The following is a 17,489-nucleotide window of genomic DNA, read 5'->3' as shown; positions in this document are numbered from 1 at the left end:
CGCGGTGAGCGGAGCTGCCCGGTCGGTTGAGGGGTGGGTCGGTGGTTGGTCGCGGTGAGCGGAGCTGCCCGGTCGGTTGAGGGGTGGGTCGGTGGTTGGTCGCGGTGAGCGGAGCTGCCCGGTCGGTTGAGGGGTGGGTCGGTGGTTGGTCGCGGTGAGCGGAGCTGCCCGGTCGGTCGAAGGGTGGGTCGGTCGTTGGCCGCGGTGAGCGGAGCTGCCCGGTTGATCCTCAGGAAAGCGCGGGTCGACGTCGGTCTTCACTCGGCTCGTCGACGATCATGCTCCGCCGGCGACCGCTGCTACGGCGGGGAGGGCAGACCGTGCGCCGGCGGGGACTTGATGCCCGCGTCCTTCGGAGCGCCGATCATCGAGTGTGACGATTTCGACCCGATCCGGCGACTTCGCGGTAGGAATCGTCACACTCGGGCCCGTCCGCGGAGAGCTCGGGCGCGCTTGGGCTGGGCGCGCTGGGTCCCGGACCGGCGGCCGCCCCGTGCCGATCCGCTCACCGCGGCCAACGACCGACCCCACCCAACCCCTGGATCGACCGGGCAGTTCTGCAGTGCACGCGCCTTTCCTCCTGAGGATCGACCGGGCAGTTCTGCAGTGCACGCGCCTTTCCTCCTGAGGATCGACCGGGCAGTTCTGCAGTGCACGCGCCCTTCCTCCTGAGGATCGACCGGGCAGTTCTGCAGCGCACGCGCCCTTCCTCCTGAGGATCGACCGGGCAGTTCTGCAGCGCACGCGCCCTTCCCCCTGAGGATCGACCGGGCAGTTCTGCAGCGCACGAGCCCTTCCCCCCGATGATCGACAGGGCAGTTCCGCAGCGACACGCCGCCAGAACGCCTGCTTTTGTGCCCAGTCAGCGGGTCTTTTTTGGGGGTCAGGGGCGGACGTTGTCGAGGTAGTAGATGCCGCCGTAGGCGTCGGGGTCGCCGGTAGTGAGGGTGATCTTGTCGAAGGTGTCGACCGCTCCGTTCGGGGTGGTGGCGGGGAAGGACTTGCCGTCGACGGTGAGGGTGGCGCTCTGCGGGGTGGCCTTCAGGGCGAGCGGGACGTAGCTGCGGGCGGGCATCACCCGGGGCAGGCTGCCGAGGGGCTTCCACTCGGAGCCGACGCGTTCCTGGACCACCAGCGGGTCGGTGGCCTTAGCTCCGTTGACCAGGCGGAACTCCCAGGGAGTGACGGAGTCGGAACCCTTCTTGCCCTCGGCGCGCAGGGTGAACGGGGCCCGGGTGTCGGTGGTCGCCCAATCCATGGCCAGGGTCAGCTCGGCGGTCGGGTCGAACCGCTTGCTGATCTTGGCCTCGCGGTCGGTCCACTTGTCCCAGAGGCGCAGCGCGGTCGCGCTGCGGTGGCCGCCGATGTCGGAGTAGGCCAGGTTGTCCGGTACGTCGGTGACCCAGCTGCCGTACGCGTCGGACCAGCCACGGGGGACGGCGAACGGGAGCTCGTTCTCGAACGTGTCGAGGCCCGCGGCGTACAGCTCCAGCTCGCTGACGGTGAGCTGCTTCGGGCTGCCGGACCTGATCTTGACGTACTGGGCGGACTTCGGGGTGAGGTCGGTGTAGCGCAGCGCGCGGTCGGAGCGGTCGGTCGCGGTGATCACCGGCCGGCCCCAGTCCTTGCCGTCGGCGGACAGGAACACCTGCGCGGACTGGGCTTCGCCGTGCCCCAGCATCAGCCCGATCCGGCCGATCGGATAGGCCCGGTCCAGCTTCATGATCAACTCGCCGGGCCGGGTGGATTCCTTGATCACCGCGTCGGCCCCGTAGTCGGTGCTGCCGTCGACGATGCCGGCCGCCCGGCGCTCGGGATGGACCGGGTCGGCGTCGCCAAGATCGCCGGTGATCGTGGCCAGCTTGTCGCGTACCAGCCGGGCCAGGTCGAGCTTGCCGGTCCCCGGCGTCACGGCGCCGACATAGCGGGCTGCGATGCCGAACTGCTGGTTGTACGCGCCGCAGCCCCAGACGTGGCACTGGTCGAAGAAGTGCACGGCCCGGTTGCCGGCGACGGTCTCGATGCTGGTGTTGCCGCTGGTCCCGTCGAAGCGGCCGTTGAAGCCCTCGGACGGGTAGTTCACGAACAGGGTCGTCTCGGCGTCCCAGGTCTTGCCGGTGCCGTCGTGGCTGACCAGGGCCCGGACGTCCTTCCGGCCGGTCGCCAGCAGCAGCATGCCGTTGGGCAGCAGCACTGGATCCGGATAGATGCCGTTGACCTTCCCGCCGTCCGGCCCGGTGATCGGCTTCGCGTCCGTCCAGGTCTTGCCGTCGTCGGAGGAGAACGCCGCCCAGAGGTACGCCAGCGCACCCTCACCGGGTCCCTGCGGCTGCTCGGTCTCCCGGAGCACGGCCATCAGCCGGCCGTCGGAGGTGTAGGTCCAGCCGACCTCGTTGGTGCCCGGCCGCTGCGGCGTCCCCGAACCAGGCGCCGGGATCTCCGAGCGCATCGTCCAGGTCTTGCCGCGGTCGGTGGACTGCAGCACGATGCTGGCCCAGCCGGGCAGGGTCTCCTTGAACGCGGTGTAGGCCGGCACCAGCAGGGTGCCGTCGGCCAGTTCGAGCACCCGGCGGTGCACCCGGAGACCGTTGCTCATCGGGCCGATCGTCCGGCCCGGCGACGGCGTGAAGGTGCCGCGGCTCGGCTTCCAGGTCTCGCCGTCGTCGGTCGAGGTCCAGAGCTTCAGGTCGGTCGTCGTGTGCGAGCTGTCGGTCCACTCCGGGATGAACTCGATCGAGATCAGCGTGCCGTCCCGCAGTCGGGCCATGTTCAGGGCGGAGAAGGGATAGTTGCGCTGGACGTCGAGGAACGTCTTGCCGGAGTCGTACGAGAACGCCATGTTGTTGATCGACGCGGCGCCGCCGACATCGGGGTTGGCCTGGCTGCCGACGAAGATCTTCTTCACCGTACGGCCGGACTCGTCGACGGTGTTCATGGAGAACGACGACGGTACGGCGGCGAGCTCACCGGGCGCCCAGTTGAGCACGTTCCACTGGGAGCCGCTGCCGAAGGCGTAGCCGTCCGGCGCGGCGCCGTCACCGGTCGCGAGCTCGTCGCCGGCCAGGGGGAGTGAGCCGCCGATCGAGGCGGTCGGCACGGAGCCGGGCAGCATGCCGAGCAGGACCGCCGCCGTGAAGCCGCCGATCGCGGCACCGGCACGGCCGGAGAGGAATCGGGTGATCATGGAACACCTCCGGGGACACGCCGACCAGCGCTGGCCGGTAACGTGGAACGAGGTTTCAGATAACCGGAAGCATGGTCAGCCGGTCGTTCCATGTCAAGGATTCGCCTGGGACCGGGCGGCGGAGGTGTTGCGTGGCTCAGGCCTCGACGGCGAGCTCGCGCAGGGCGGCCCGCGCCGGTGCGACGTACTGCGGGCCGGAATCGGGCAGGCCCGCATAGAAGAGGCCGGTGCTCGTCCCCGCGTCGACGATGACGATGATCATGGTCTCGCCCTTGGTCTTCAGCCCAGCGATGTCGTACGCCAGCCGGGCCTCGAGCAGCCAGCCGTCGTGCCCGTCGACCTTCGTCGGCTTGCTGATCTTGATCGTGGAGTCGATCCGGTCGTCTCCGTACAGGGTGCCCGTGATGCACTCCGCCATCAGCGTGGCCGCCCGCTCCGGCCCGAGGAACCCGTCACCGGAGTTCAGTTCGCCGACCAGCACCATGGCGGCCCAGATGTGGCCGTTCCTGGTGTTCCGGTCCGCGGTGACCCACTGGCCGATCAGGTCCCGGCCGAACGGAACCCGGTTCTCCGTCGTCGGTCCCGTCCAGGGCCGACCGAGCGCCGGGTACGACAGCGGGCCGCCGCGCACCCGTCCGTCGGCGCCGACCCGCGGTTCGGCCGTCGGCGGGGCCGAGTCGGCCGGCGGACACTCGGCGGTCGGGGTCCCGGCCGGCCGTTCTTCCGGGCCACCGGTGCCGAGCGCGCCACCGGCTCCGGAGCTGATCACCACGACGGCGACGATGATCAACACCAACCCGGCGGCCACGGCGCTGATGATCATCAGGAGTGGGGCACGGCGGCGTGCCGGCGGCGCTCCGGGGGTACCGGCCGTGTCGTTGGTCCAGCGGGTGCCGTCCCAGTAGCGGAAGCGGTTCGAGGTACCGGCCGGATCCGGATACCAGCCCGGCGGTCCGGTCATCGCGGTGCGGTCAGCTGATCTTGAGCTGCTTCAGCGCTTCCCGGGCGGGAGCCACGAGTTCCGGCGCGTTGTCCGGGATCGAGGCGTAGTAGAGGCCGGCCGAGCCGTCCTCGGCGCCGGTGGCGACGATCGCGACGATCAGCAGCTCGCCCTTGGCCTTCAGGCCTTCGATCTCGAAGTGGAGCTGCGACTCGACCAGCCACGCGTCGTGGCCGTCGATCTTGGTCTCCTTGTTGACCTGGACATCGCTCTGCACCGCTGCGTCGCCGTAGAAGGCGCCGAGGATGCACTTGACGACGACCTCCGAGCCCTGCTGCGGGGTGTAGAACCCGTCACCGGCGTTGAGCTTGCCGATCAGCACGGAGGCGACCCAGCTCTTGCCCGGCTGGTAGCTCGGTTCGATGGTGACCTGCTGCACCGCGACATCGGTGCCGAACGGCACCCGGTTGTCCGGCTGCGGCGAGCTCCACGGCGGCGCGAGCATCGGGTACGACAGCGGACCGCCGTGAACCCGCCCGTCGCCCTGCTGCTCCGGCTCGGAAGGAACGCCGGACGGGTCGTTGGTCGGGCACATGTCCTGACTGGTCTGGCCCTGGGGGTTGGCCGTGTTGCCGTCCCCGCCGCCGGCCAGCCGCGAGATCACCAGTACGCCGACCAGGACCAGCACCAGCACCAGGGCACCGGCGCCGATCCACCAGCCGATCGGCGACTTCTTCTGCGCGGTCTGTTGGTAGTTGGCGTAGGCGCCCTGCTGCCCGTACCCCTGCTGCCCGTACCCCTGCTGCGGCTGCTGTCCCGGCTGGCCCGGCTGCCCGGACTGGGGCTGCTGGCCGGGCTGGGGCTGCTGGCCGGGCTGGGACTGCTGGCCGCCGAGGGGCTGGGTCGGCTGCCCGGCGTTACCGGCGGCAGCCGTGGTCGGCGGGGCCGCGTTCGGGTTCGGCGTGGTCGCGGCGGACCAGGCCCGTCCGTCCCAATAGCGGTAGAGCCCTTGACCGCCGCCCGGATCCGGATACCAGCCTGCCTGCGCACTCACGGGGTCAGTTTAGGTGCTTGCGGTCCGCCACCGACCGGCGGCAGAGCATCGACAGGTTCTTCACAGGTTCAGCCGAACCGGCCGGTGATGTAGTCCTCGGTCGCCTTCTCGTCCGGGTTGGAGAAGATCTTCTCGGTGGAACCGATCTCGATCAGCCGGCCCGGCTTGCCCTGCGCGGCCAGGTTGAAGAACGCGGTCTGATCACTCACCCGGGCGGCCTGCTGCATGTTGTGGGTGACGATCACCACCGTGTACTGCTCCTTGAGCTCGCCGATCAGGTCCTCGATCGCGATCGTGGAGATCGGGTCCAGGGCCGAGCACGGCTCGTCCATCAAGATCACTTCCGGCTGGACGGCGATCGCGCGGGCGATGCAGAGCCGCTGCTGCTGGCCGCCGGAGAGGCCGGAGCCGGGCGAGTTCAGCCGGTCCTTGACCTCGTTCCACAGGTTCGCGCCGCGCAGCGACCGCTCGACCAGCTCGGCCGACGCGGCGGCGGACAGCCGCTGGCCGTTCAGCCGGACCCCGGCCAGCACGTTCTCCTTGATCGACATCGTCGGGAACGGGTTCGGCCGCTGGAACACCATGCCGACCGTCCGGCGGACCCGGACCGGGTCGACGCCGGGGCCGTAGAGGTTGTCGCCGTCCAGCAGTACCTTGCCCTCGACGTACGCGCCGGGGATCACCTCGTGCATCCGGTTCAGGGTCCGGATGAAGGTCGACTTGCCGCAGCCGGACGGGCCGATGAAGGCGGTGACGGTCCGCGGCTCGACGGTCAGGCTGACCCCCTCCACCGCCTTGAACTTGCCGTAGTACACGTTGAGGTCGTGGACCTCGATCCGCTTGGACATGGGTTCAGTGTTTCCTCTCGCCGCTCAACGGCCCTTGGGAGCGAACCGGGACGCGATCAGGCGCGCGGTCAGGTTCAGCACCATCACGATCAAGATCAGCGTCAACGCCCCGGTCCAGGCCCGGTCCAGGTACGCCTGCGCGTCCTGGCCCTGGTCGGCGTAGGACCGGAAGACGAACACCGGCAGCGTCATCATCGCGTTGCTGGACGGGTTGGAGTTCATGCTCTGGGTGAAGCCTGCCGCGATCAGCAGCGGTGCGGTCTCGCCGATCACCCGGGCCACGGCCAGCATCACGCCGGTGATCAAGCCGGCCAGCGAGGTCGGCAGCACGACCCGGACGATGGTGCGCCACTTCGGCACGCCGAGCGCGTACGAGGCCTCGCGCAACTCGTTCGGCACCAGGCGCAGCAACTCCTCGGCGGAGCGGACCACGATCGGGATCATCAACACGCTCAGCGCGACGGCACCGGCCAGGGCGGTCTTGGTGCCGGGACCGAAGAAGATCACGAACAGTGCGTACGCGAACAGGCCGGCGACGATCGACGGGATGCCGGTCATCACGTCGACGAAGAAGGTGATCGCCCGGGCCAGCCGGCCGCGGCCGTACTCGACCAGGTAGATGGCGGCCATGATCCCGATCGGCACCGAGATCACGGTGGCGATGCCGGTGGTCCACAGGGTTCCGGTGATCGCGTGCACCGCGCCGCCGCCCGCGCCGACGACGTTGCGCATGGAGTAGGTGAAGAACTCGGCGTCGAACCGGGGCAGGCCCTTCGACACGGTCTCGAACACCACCGAGATCAACGGCAGCAGCGCCAGACAGAACGCCGACGTGACCAAGATCGTGGCCAGTCGGTCCTTCGCCTTCCGGGCCCCCTCGACGGCGCTGGAGATCAACACCATCGCGATCGTGAAGAGGATCACGCCGACGACGGCGGTACGGCCGATGCCGAACGAGCCGATGGCGAGGAACAGAAGACCGGCCAGCACGAGCGCGGTGGCCAGGACGACGGGCAGCACCCAGACCGGCAGCTTGCCCGCGGTGTACAGATTGCGCCGAGCCGGCGCGGCAATGGTTGCCATCAGTTCGCCCCCGAGAATTCCTTGCGCCGACCGACGATCCAGCGGGCCAGCATGTTCACCGCCAACGTGATCACGAACAACACCAGACCGGTCGCGATCAACTGGTTCACGCCGAGCCCGTGCGACTCCGGGAAGCTGAGCGCGATGTTGGCCGCGATCGTGTTCGGGTTGGTGGAGCCGATCAGGATGAAGCTGATCACCGTCGACGGGGAGAGCACCATGGCGACGGCCATGGTCTCGCCGAGTGCTCGGCCGAGGCCGAGCATGGAGGCGGAGACGATGCCGGACCGGGAGAACGGCAGCACCGCCATCTTGATCATCTCCCACCGCGTGGCGCCGAGCGCCAACGCTGCCTCTTCGTGCAGGCGCGGCGTCTGCAGGAACACTTCGCGGGTCAGCGCGGTCACGATCGGCAAGATCATGACGGCGAGCACGATGGCCGCGGTGAGGATCGTTCGTCCGGTGCCGGAGGCCTGGCCGGCGAACAGCGGAATCCAGCCGGCGTTCTCCTCCAACCACCGGTAGACCGGCTGCATCAGGGGCGCCAGCACACCGATGCCCCACAGACCGAAGACCACCGACGGCACGGCCGCCAGCAGGTCGATCACGTAGCCGAGGCTGGTGGCCAGCCGCCGTGGCGCGTAGTGGGAGATGAACAGCGCGATGCCGATCGACACCGGCACGGCCATCAACAGGGCCAGCAGCGCCGCCCAGACCGTACCGAACGCGAACGGCGCCACATACTGCAGGAACGGCTGCTTGTACTGAAGCTCCTCGACCGGAGAGGTCAGGGCCGGCAGGCCCTGCATGATCAAGAAGCCGGCCACCAGGGCCAGGACCGCCAGAATCGCGATCCCGGACCCCGTGGACAGGCCGCTGAAGATTCGGTCACCGATCCGCCTGACCTCCCGGTTCTCCCGCTGTCCGAGCCGGGGGTCAGGCTGATCGGTTCTCACGCCGCCGGTCGGTCCGGACGAGCCAGTCGAGCTAGACAAGGCATCCCTATTGGTCGACGAAGCTGAGGTCTGAGTCATCGTAAACCCCGTCTCGGGCTTGAACGGCCGGCGACCAGCGCGCCGATTAGGAGATCGCCGCGATGGACTTGGCGACCTTGCCGGACAGGTCCGACGACAGCGGCGCAGCGCCCGCCTTCTCGGCAGCCGCGGACTGACCCTCGGTGGAGGTGATGTAGCCCAGGTAGGACTTCACCAGCTCGGCGGTCTTCGCATCCTTGTACTTCTCGCAGGCGATCGCGTACGCGACGAGGACGATCGGGTAGACCTCGCCCGACGCCTTCCGGTCCAGCTTGTAGGCGAGGTCGTTCGCGCTCCGCTCGCCGCCTTCGCTGTCCAGCGGCGACGCATCGACGATCGCGGCCGCGGCCTCCGGGCTGTACTTGAGGTACTTGTCGCCCACCTTGATGTTGGCCACGCCGAGATCACCGGCGCGCGAGGCGTCGGCGTACCCGATGGTTCCGGTTCCGTTGGTCACCGCGTCGACGACACCGGAGGTCTGCGGGGCAGCTTCGCCGCCCTTGAGCGGCCAGACGCCGTCCGGCTCGTGCGGCCAGTCCTGCGGAGCCAGCACGTTGAGGTACTCGGTGAAGTTCTCCGTGGTGCCGGAGTCGTCGGCCCGGTGGACCGCCGTGATGTTCAGATCCGGCAGCTTGGCCTCGGGGTTCTGGCCGGCGATCTTGGGATCGTTCCACTTGGTGATCTTCCCGGCGAAGATCTGGGCCACCGTCGACGAATCGAGGTTGAGCTCGGTGACGCCCTCGAGGTTGAAGATCACCGCGATCGGCGAGATGTAGACCGGCAGGTTGATCGCCATCGAGTCCGGCGCGCAGCGGGAGCTGGCCAGCGCGTCGGCCGCGGCCTCCTCCGGCTTCATGGCCCGGTCGGAGCCGGCGAAGTCGACGCCGCCGCCCGTGAAGGACTCGCGACCGGCACCGGAGCCGTCCGGTGAGTAGTTGACCGTGACGCCGGAGTTGGCGGACTGGAATCCGGCGATCCAGGTCTCCTGCGCGCTCGCCATCGCGGACGAGCCGGAGCCGGCCAGCTGGCCGGCGAGCCCGGTGTCGCTGCCGCCGGGCGCGGGTGCTTCGTTGGCCGCGCAGGCCGATAGGCCGAGCGACAGCGCGGCGAGTACGGCGACGGAAGCGCCGAAGCGTGAGATCTTCACAAGGTTCCCCTCTGGGCGTGAAACGTGGTTGTCGGCCCTGACTTTCGCCCCCGACAGTAGGAGTGGGTTGTGAAGCGACCGACCCACAAAGATGAACAAACGGTGAACGAAAGATGGCCTCACGGGTTGACCCGGTGCGTCTCCACCGCCGAGATGTACGACCTGTCCGGTTCTTCGCCCTCGCCCGGCCGGAGATGCGCCACGATCAGCTCCGCGGTCCGCAGCTGTCGCTCCGGTACGTCGAGCGCGGCCAGGACGTGCGGCAGCACCGGCCGGTGACCGCAGAGCGCCGCCGGCAGCCGCCGTTCGGTCACCCGGCCGGCCAGCTCGGTGATCACGGCCGCGACCCCGTCCGGATCGTCGGTGCCGCGCTCCTCGGTCAGCTCGGGCACCTGGATGATCTCGAGGTGCCGCTCCGCAGCGTACGGCTGCAGGGTGCTGACGCACCGGATCGCGGGAGAACTGATCAGCCGCTCGACCCCGTACGCGGCGAGCAGGGGGACCAGCAGCCGGGCCTGTCGCCGGCCCAGGGCCACGATCGGCCGGGCCAGGTCGGACTTCGACCAGTCGGAACGGTCCATCGCCTTCGCGTGCCGGACGATGATCAACGGCACCGTGTCCGGCACCTCGGCCAGTTGCCCGACCAGGTGCCGGTCGTGCGGATAGGAGAGCCGCAGCGCCGCGTCGGCCGCGGACCACCAGGCCAGTTCGTCCACCTCGTCGCTCGGGCGGAACGGTTCCTCGGCGACCACGTCGGCGCGCCAGTAGTCGACCCGCTTGTCCCGGCCGTCGTGCTGGTACCGGGCCGAATCGAGCGGCGAGCCGAGCCGGACCGTCAGGCCGGTCTCCTCGGCGACCTCGCGGACGGCACAGGCCGGCAGCGACTCGGCCGGACGGGGCTTGCCCTTGGGCAGCGACCAGTCCGCGTAACGGGGCCGGTGCACGACCGCGACCTCGGTCTCGGATCCGGTGCCGCGGCGGGTGATCACTGCGCCCGCCGCAGTGATGCTGCCCACTACTGCCCGGGCCGGGCTGAGCGTTCGGGGGGCGAGTTGGGCCGTCTGCGGGTCTTGGCGTTGATCAGGAATTCCTGCAGGTCGAGCAGCGGGTTGCCGTCGGCGTCGGTGGTCCGCGGCGTCCAGCGCCCGTCGGCGTCGAGCAGCCAGCAGACCGTACCGTCGTCGAAGGCGAGGTCGAACAGCCCGCCGATCTCGTCCAGGTGCGCAGGGTTGGTGATCGACACCAGCACCTCGACCCGGCGGTCCAGGTTGCGGTGCATCAGGTCCGCCGAGCCGATCCCGACCGACGGCGTGCCGCCGCCGGCGAACCAGAAGACCCGGCTGTGCTCGAGGAACCGGCCGAGGATGCTGCGGACCCGGATGTTCTCGCTCAGGCCGGGCACCCCGGGCCGGATGGTGCAGATCCCGCGGACCCAGAGGTCGACCGGTACGCCGGCCTGGGAGGCCCGGTAGAGCCCGTCCACGATCGCCTCGTCGACCAGGGAGTTGACCTTGATCCGTATCCCGGCCGGTCGGCCGGCCTGGTGGTTCGCGATCTCGGTGGCGATCCGTTCCAGCAGTCCGTTCCGGATCCCGTCCGGCGCGACCAGCAGCCGCCGGTAGTTGGTCTCCTGGCTCATCCCGGACAGGTGGTTGAACAGCCGGCCGATGTCGTCGGTGACGATCGGGTTGGCGGTGAGCAGGCCGAGGTCCTCGTACTGCCGGGCGGTCTTCGGGTTGTAGTTCCCGGTGCCGATGTGGGCGTAGCGGCGCAGCCCGTCCGGCTCGTCGCGGACCACCATGGACAGCTTGCAGTGCGTCTTCAGCCCGACCATCCCGTACACGACATGGCAGCCGTGCTGCTCCAGCCGGCGGGCCCAGGCGATGTTGGCCTGCTCGTCGAACCGGGCCTTGATCTCGATCACCGCGAGCACCTGCTTGCCGGCCTCGGCCGCCTCGATCAGGGCGTCGATGATCGGCGAATCACCGGAGGTCCGGTAGAGGGTCTGCTTGATCGCGAGCACGTGCGGGTCGTCGGCGGCCTGCTCGATGAACCGCTGCACGCTGGTCGAGAACGAGTCGTACGGGTGGTGCAGGAGCACGTCGCGCTGCTTCAGGGCGGCGAACATGTCGGCCGGCCGGGCCGTCTCCACCTCGGCCAGATGCGGATGGGTGGCGGGCAGGAAGGCCGGGTACTTGAGCTCGGCGCGGTCGACACCGGTCAGCGAGAACAGGCCACCCAGGTCCAGCGGACCGGGCAGCAGGAAGACCTCCTTCTCGCTGATGTCGAGCTCGGAGACCAGCAGGTCGAGCATCTTCGGGTCGATGTCGTCCTCGACCTCCAGCCGCACCGGCGGCCGGCCGATCTTGCGCCGCAGCAGCTCCTTCTCCAGCGCCACCAGCAGGTTCTCGGCGTCGTCCTCCTCGACCTCGACGTCCTCGTTCCGGGTCACCCGGAAGGTGTGGTGGCCGATCACCTGCATGCCGCTGAACAGCTGGTCCAGGTGGTGCGCGATGACGTCCTCGAGCGCGACGTAGCGGCCCTCGGAGAGCGACAGGAAGCGGGGCAGCACGGTCGGCACCTTGACCCGGGCGAACTGCCGGTTGCCGGTGGTCGGGTTGCGGACCAGGACCGCGAGGTTGATCGACAGGCCCGAGATGTACGGGAACGGGTGCGACGGGTCGACCGCGAGCGGGGTCAGCACGGGGAAGATCCGCTCCGCGAACAGCTCGTCCATCCGGCTCTGCTCGCCCGGCTCCAGCTCGTCCCAGCGCAGGATCTCGATGCCGTACTTGGCCAGCTCAGGCCGGATCTCGGTGGTGAAGATCCGGGTCTGCTCGGCGTACAGCTCCCGGGTCCGGTCCAGGATCTTGGTGAGCACCTCGCGCGGCATCATGCCGCTGATCGTCGGTACGGCCACGCCGGCGGCGATCCGGCGCTTCAGGCCGGCCACCCGCACCATGTAGAACTCGTCCAGGTTGGACGCGAAGATCGCCAGAAACTTGGCCCGTTCCAGCAGCGGGACCCGGTCGGCGTCACGGGCCAGGTCGAGCACCCGGTTGTTGAAGGCGAGCCAGGACAGTTCCCGGTCCAGGAACCGGTCCGGCGGCATCTCGGGACCGGACGGCAGCAGGTCGGGGACGTCGGCGGAGGGCCGGTCGTCGTCGTACACCTCGGCGAGGCCGGTGTCGAAATTCAGATCGGCGTCGAAGTCGCCAGCGCTCATGGTCTCAGCACCCTCCTGAGTCTCCTGGTCCGTGTGGCGGCTGCGATAACGGCGGAACCGTTCGACGATTCCCCCCGGTCCCCCGAAACGCATCGTAATCACCTACCGTGAATCGCAGTGGTTGAGTACATGACATCCCGGGAGAAGATCTCGAAGCCGTACCGCTGGTAGAGCGCGATCGCACCGGTGTTGTCGCCTTCCGTGTAAAGGATGACCTCGGTGTCGCCGCGCGACGCCAGGTGGTTCAGTCCGCGGGACAGCAGGGCGGAGCCGATCCCGCCGCCGGCCCGGTCCGGGTCGACGCCGATCACGTACACCTCGCCGAGCGGGCCCGGGTGCTGCTTGGTCCAGTGGAAGCCGATCATGGTCGGCCCGGCGTAGGCGACCAGGAAGCCGTCCGGGTCGAACCAGTCCTGGCCGATCCGCTGATCGAGGTCGGCCCGAGTGATCGCGCCCTGCTCCGGATGGTGCGCGAAGGCGCGCCCGTTCACGGTCAGCCATTGTTCCTCGTCGGTGCCGACCTGGAACGGCCGGATCTCAACCCCGGCAGGGATCGGCGGCGGTTCCGGAAGATCGGCGAGCGGCCTTTTCATGATCAACAACTCGCGGGTCCGGGCCAGGCCGTGCCGGGCCGCCAGCGCCTGGGCGGCGGCGGTGTCCCGGGTCGCCCAGAAGGAGACCTGCGCGCCCTGATCCGCAAGGGTCTCGAGCAACGCCGCCAGCAGCGCGCTGCCGACGCCGTGCTGCCGATGGTCGGGATGCACCAGCAGGCTGCCGGTCCCGTCGAGCAGCTGGCCGTACCCGATCAGACGGTCGTCCTCGACCGCGAGCACGTGCTCGGCCGGGCTGCCGGCGTCGAGGGCGAGCAGTCCGGCCTCGTTGACCGCGCCGAAGCCGTCCCGTTCCTCGGCCTCGGCGACCAATCGGCGGACCTCCGGCACCTCCGTGGGTGAGATCGAAGCGGTACGGACGATGCGGGCGGCCATGGGGGCAACGGTAACGGCAGCGGCGGTGTCGGGCTGCGTAGCACCGGGCGCCGCAGTACTAGGCTGACGCCCATGCTGGACGAGGAATACCGGCCCGACCAGATCGCCGAGTACGGGCGCGCGGTGCAGGACGCCGCCGTGGACCGGATGCGACCCCATCTGCGACTGACCCGGATCGGCGTCGCGGTGGCCGCGGTCGCCGTGGTGCTGGACATCGCCGCCCTGATCACGTTCCCGGTCTTCGCCGGCGGCACCGGTTCGGCGTCGGCGGTGGTCGCCCTGGTCGCCGGGATCCTGCTGCTCGCCGTCGCGGGCTGGCAGCTGGTCTGCTGGCAGCTGGCCTTCGCGGAATGGCGCGGCGGCCCGGACCGGAACCTGAATCAGCTCGCCCTGATCTCGTACGTGGCGCACTGGGCCTCGTACGCGCTCGCCGTGGTGGCCCTGCTGTCGGCGATGGCCGCCAGCCGGGAATCGGGCTGGTCCTCGACCTCGGCGGTGCTGACCACGCTCGGCCTGGTCTGCGCGATCGGCGGTCAGGTGCTGGCCGGCGTGCAGTACCTGCGGACGGCCGGCCCGCCCGGGACCATCCCGGCCCACATGCGGCGGCTGATCGAGCGGGAGCGGCAGCGGTCCGGCCAGGGCCGCCGCGGCTGACTCAGCTCGACGGGCCTTCGGCGTCGGCCAGGCTGTCGGCGGTCTCCGCGTCCTCCGCCTGGTAGTCCGCCTTGCGGTCGGGCTGGGCGACGAAGCGGTAGCCGACGTTGCGTACGGTGCCGATCACGGACTCGTACTCGGGGCCGAGCTTGGCCCGCAGCCGCCGGACGTGCACATCGACCGTCCGGGTGCCGCCGTAGTAGTCGTACCCCCAGACGTCGCTGAGCAGCTGCTGCCGGCTGAACACCCGGCCCGGGTGCTGCGCGAGATACTTCAGCAGCTCGAACTCGGTGTAGGTCAGGTCGAGCTGCTCACCGTCCAGCTTCGCCGAGTAGGCCGCCTCGTCGATCACGATGTGGCCGGTGTCGATCAGCGACTCGGACGCGGCGGTGGCGGTCGGCGCGAGTGCCAGCCGAAGCCGTACGTCGACCTCGGCCGGTCCGGCCGTGTTGAGCAGCAGGTCGTCGAATCCCCAGTCCGCTGAGAGTGCGGTCAGGCCGCCCTCGCTGGCGATCACCAGCAGCGGGCAATCCTTGCCCGTGGTGCCGATCAGCCGGCACAACGACCGCGCGCCGACCAGGTCCCGGCGGGCGTCGAGCAGGATCACCTCGGCCGCCGGAGCGTCCAGCAGCGCCGTCGCTTCAGCCGGCGCGATCTTCACCTGGTGCGGTAGTAATTCCAGCGCTGGAAGGATTTCCGCGGACGCGCTCGTGTCGTTGGTTAACAACAAGAGGGTGGCCATGTCGGTCTCCTTCTGTGTCCCCGATGTTCATATTCTGACCGGTCGGTGAAGCCGATCCCAAATCAGCCCCGACCCCGGGTGAACGATTTCCGGTGCGGATCGGCCACACTGGCGCCCATGGGCACGGTACGGATCCGTTACTGGGCAGGCGCGAAGGCGGCCGCCGGGACGGCGCTGGAGGAAGTCCAGGCCGACACTCCGCGGCAGGCGCTGGAGGACGCGCGCCGCCGTCGCGGCGACGCCGGCTTCGACCGGGTGCTGGCCGCGTCCTCGCTGCTGATCGACGGCCGGGCCGCCCATGACGCGGAACTGGACGGTCCCGTGGAGGGCGTCGTCGAGCTCGAGGTGCTGCCGCCGTTCGCGGGCGGCTGAGCGTCCGTGATCCGGACATCGTCCGGTGCTCCCTGGCTGGCGAGAGCGGCATTTCAAATAATGGGCACGAAGGTCAGGATGCGAGACGGCTCGGGGAAGGGCCGGATCGCGCCCGTACAGTGACCAGCATGTCCACGAACCGCCTTGGGGCCCTGCTGACCCGCCGGCTCGCGGTCGATCTCTGCCGCATGCGGTCGTCGTTCTGTCCGGGGTCGTGCCCCGCCGACCGCCGCTGACGCGCTTTCTCACTTCGCCAGTCACGGCCCGGCCCCGGGCCATCCACCCGGGCCGGGGTGTCCCCATGCCATCCATCCGAACTCAGGAGAAGCCACCTATGAGCAACACGCAAACCGCCGTCGACGCTCTCGTCGACGCCGACTGGGTCGCCGCGCACGCCGATGACCCGAAGGTCGTCCTGGTCGAGGTCGACGAGGACACCAGCGCCTACGACGGCGGCCACATCGCCGGCGCGATCAAGCTGGACTGGAAGACCGACCTGCAGGACCCGGTCCGCCGCGACTTCGTCAACAAGGCGCAGTTCGAGAAGCTGCTGTCGGAGCGGGGCATCGGCAACGACAACACGGTGGTGCTGTACGGCGGCAACAACAACTGGTTCGCCGCGTACGCGTACTGGTACTTCAAGCTGTACGGCCACGCCGACGTCCGGCTGCTCGACGGCGGCCGCAAGAAGTGGGAGCTCGACGCCCGTGAGCTGACCACCGAGGCGCCGAACCGCGAGGCCACCAGCTACACCGCGCAGGAGCCGGACCTGAAGATCCGCGCCTTCCGCGACGAGGTCGTCTCCTCGATCGGCCAGCAGAGCCTGATCGACGTCCGCAGCCCCGACGAGTACGCCGGCCGGCTGCTCGCCCCGGCGCACCTGCCGCAGGAGCAGGCGCAGCGCGGCGGTCACGTGCCGACCGCGGCCAACGTGCCGTGGAGCAAGGCGGCCAACGACGACGGCACCTTCAAGAAGCCGGAGGAGCTGACCGAGCTGTACAGCGAGGCCGGCCTCGACCTGGACAAGGACATCATCGCCTACTGCCGGATCGGCGAGCGGAGCGCGCACACCTGGTTCGTGCTGCACGAGCTGCTCGGCAAGCCGAACGTGAAGAACTACGACGGTTCCTGGACCGAGTACGGCTCGCTGGTCGGCGTGCCCGTGGCCGTGGGCGACGAGCCCGGCCAGGCCTGAGCCCGGCGAACGACGAAAGGACATTGATCATGTGCGGTGCGACCACGGGCGGGCTTGAGCTCGCAGGCGTCGACGTCACGAAGGAGGCCGTGATCCAGGGCCGGGTGCTGCGCGGCGGCACCCCGGTCCCGGGCGCGTACGTCCGGCTGCTCGATTCGGGCGGCGAGTTCACGGCCGAGGTGCCCACCTCGGCGACCGGCCACTTCCGGTTCTTCGCCGGCGACGGCAACTGGACCCTGCGTACCCTGGCGCCCGGCGCCAAGGCCGATCGCGCGATCGTCGCCGCCCGCGGCAGCGTCGCCGAGATCGACGTGGACCTGGACGCCGCCTGACCCACCCCCGCACCCCCACAATCCCCGCCGACCGGGCACAAAAGCAGGCGTTCTGCCGGAGTGTCGCTGCGGAGGTGCCGGGTCGATCGGGACGGGGCATAGGGGCGAGCAGGCGGAGGGCATGGAGTTCGGATTGTGATCAGCCCTGCCGGGATTTCCGGCAGGGCTGTTCCATGTCTTGGGCCGAGTAGCGGGTGCCGCAACCGCCTTCGCCCATGACATCCGCGCCGCGCTCTTTGCACCCGCGACCGCCGCAACGCCAAACACGCGGGGCCCGGTCACGGGCTTCGCCGAGTGTGACGAAACGACCAGCTGAAATCGATCTTTTGGGTACGCAACGTCACACTCGATGCGCTCAGCAGGTGATCAGGGCGGTGGGGTGATCTCGGAGTGAGGCAGGCGAACCCGGCGGGGGTGCCCGCTGGCCGGCGTCTGGGACCTTGGGCGCTCGCCTGCCGTCCGTCGCTGCGCACCGTCGCCGCGTGCCCGAAGGCATTGGCCCGCGCACCCTCGCCCTCGCCCGGCCGGCCATCCGCACTGTCGCCACCTGGCCGGCCGCCGCTATCTGCGTGGATGGGGGCCTCTTGAGCCTGCGCAGGTCGGACCCCTCGAACTCGCGTCGATCGGATCTCTCGGTTCGCGTCGATCGCCTCTGGGTCGGCCGCGGCGGCCGCCGACCTGGGCACCCGGGG

The 17,489-nt window shown here is 69.6% G+C and carries 15 protein-coding genes; 4 read left to right on the top strand and 11 right to left on the bottom strand.

From position 1 onward, the window contains the following. Positions 1-883: 883 nt before the first annotated feature. The 10 genes from ACFQU4_RS29780 to mshD all read right to left on the bottom strand — a co-directional run bounded on the left by ACFQU4_RS29780 (position 884) and on the right by mshD (position 13,502). On the bottom strand, positions 884-3,184 hold the full coding sequence (locus tag ACFQU4_RS29780; protein ID WP_377499129.1) for a sialidase family protein: 2,301 nt from the start codon (positions 3,182-3,184) through the stop codon (positions 884-886). 136 nt (positions 3,185-3,320) lie between these two features. Next, positions 3,321-4,145: a DUF2510 domain-containing protein gene (locus ACFQU4_RS29775; protein ID WP_377499127.1), complete on the bottom strand. Its 825-nt coding sequence runs from the start codon at positions 4,143-4,145 to the stop codon at positions 3,321-3,323. Positions 4,146-4,155: 10 nt separating this feature from the next. Continuing rightward, positions 4,156-5,178 (bottom strand): DUF2510 domain-containing protein, encoded by a 1,023-nt coding sequence (locus ACFQU4_RS29770; protein WP_377499125.1) that lies wholly within the window; start codon positions 5,176-5,178, stop codon positions 4,156-4,158. Between the two features lie 68 nt (positions 5,179-5,246). Next, positions 5,247-6,026 carry a phosphate ABC transporter ATP-binding protein PstB gene (gene pstB, locus ACFQU4_RS29765; RefSeq protein WP_377499123.1) on the bottom strand — a complete coding sequence of 260 codons (780 nt, stop codon included), beginning with the start codon at positions 6,024-6,026 and terminating at the stop codon, positions 5,247-5,249. Positions 6,027-6,050: 24 nt separating this feature from the next. Continuing rightward, positions 6,051-7,109, bottom strand: coding sequence for a phosphate ABC transporter permease PstA (gene pstA / locus ACFQU4_RS29760; protein ID WP_377499121.1), 1,059 nt, complete (start codon positions 7,107-7,109; stop codon positions 6,051-6,053). Further along, positions 7,109-8,065, bottom strand: coding sequence for a phosphate ABC transporter permease subunit PstC (gene pstC, locus ACFQU4_RS29755; RefSeq protein WP_377499119.1), 957 nt, complete (start codon positions 8,063-8,065; stop codon positions 7,109-7,111). The genes pstA and pstC overlap by 1 nt, the downstream gene beginning before the upstream one ends. Before the next feature lie 124 nt (positions 8,066-8,189). Continuing rightward, positions 8,190-9,290 (bottom strand): phosphate ABC transporter substrate-binding protein PstS, encoded by a 1,101-nt coding sequence (gene pstS, locus ACFQU4_RS29750; protein ID WP_377499117.1) that lies wholly within the window; start codon positions 9,288-9,290, stop codon positions 8,190-8,192. 119 nt (positions 9,291-9,409) lie between these two features. Further along, positions 9,410-10,306, bottom strand: a complete 897-nt coding sequence (locus tag ACFQU4_RS29745) for an NUDIX domain-containing protein (protein WP_377499115.1) — start codon at positions 10,304-10,306, stop codon at positions 9,410-9,412. Further along, positions 10,306-12,516 (bottom strand): RNA degradosome polyphosphate kinase, encoded by a 2,211-nt coding sequence (locus tag ACFQU4_RS29740; RefSeq protein WP_377499113.1) that lies wholly within the window; start codon positions 12,514-12,516, stop codon positions 10,306-10,308. Before ACFQU4_RS29740 ends, ACFQU4_RS29745 begins: the two co-directional genes overlap by 1 nt. A gap of 98 nt (positions 12,517-12,614) precedes the next feature. Further along, positions 12,615-13,502: a mycothiol synthase gene (gene mshD / locus ACFQU4_RS29735; protein WP_377499111.1), complete on the bottom strand. Its 888-nt coding sequence runs from the start codon at positions 13,500-13,502 to the stop codon at positions 12,615-12,617. 72 nt (positions 13,503-13,574) lie between these two features. On the opposite strand from mshD, the gene ACFQU4_RS29730 reads away from it, so the two are divergent. Further along, on the top strand, positions 13,575-14,156 hold the full coding sequence (locus tag ACFQU4_RS29730) for a hypothetical protein (RefSeq protein WP_377499109.1): 582 nt from the start codon (positions 13,575-13,577) through the stop codon (positions 14,154-14,156). Position 14,157: 1 nt separating this feature from the next. On the opposite strand, the gene ACFQU4_RS29725 is transcribed toward ACFQU4_RS29730, so the two are convergent. Continuing rightward, positions 14,158-14,898 (bottom strand): DNA-binding response regulator, encoded by a 741-nt coding sequence (locus ACFQU4_RS29725; protein WP_377499107.1) that lies wholly within the window; start codon positions 14,896-14,898, stop codon positions 14,158-14,160. Between the two features lie 117 nt (positions 14,899-15,015). Here ACFQU4_RS29725 and ACFQU4_RS29720 point away from each other — a divergent pair, with 117 nt between their 5' ends. The 3 genes from ACFQU4_RS29720 (at position 15,016) to ACFQU4_RS29710 (ending at position 16,797) form a co-directional block, all read left to right on the top strand. After that, complete coding sequence (locus ACFQU4_RS29720; protein WP_377499105.1) at positions 15,016-15,270, top strand: MoaD/ThiS family protein; 255 nt, start codon at positions 15,016-15,018, stop codon at positions 15,268-15,270. 334 nt (positions 15,271-15,604) lie between these two features. Beyond that, a complete protein-coding gene (locus tag ACFQU4_RS29715; protein ID WP_377499103.1) occupies positions 15,605-16,465 on the top strand; it encodes a sulfurtransferase in 861 nt (286 codons plus the stop codon). A gap of 29 nt (positions 16,466-16,494) precedes the next feature. Continuing rightward, positions 16,495-16,797: a DUF1416 domain-containing protein gene (locus tag ACFQU4_RS29710; RefSeq protein ID WP_377499101.1), complete on the top strand. Its 303-nt coding sequence runs from the start codon at positions 16,495-16,497 to the stop codon at positions 16,795-16,797. The last annotated feature ends 692 nt before the right edge of the window (positions 16,798-17,489 follow it).

The sequence above is a fragment of the Microlunatus sp. GCM10028923 genome (genome assembly GCF_042666975.1).
GTDB lineage: Bacteria > Actinomycetota > Actinomycetes > Propionibacteriales > Propionibacteriaceae > Microlunatus.
The sequence above is the reverse complement of the archived record's forward strand: the minus strand, read 5'-3'. Positions and strand labels throughout refer to the sequence as shown.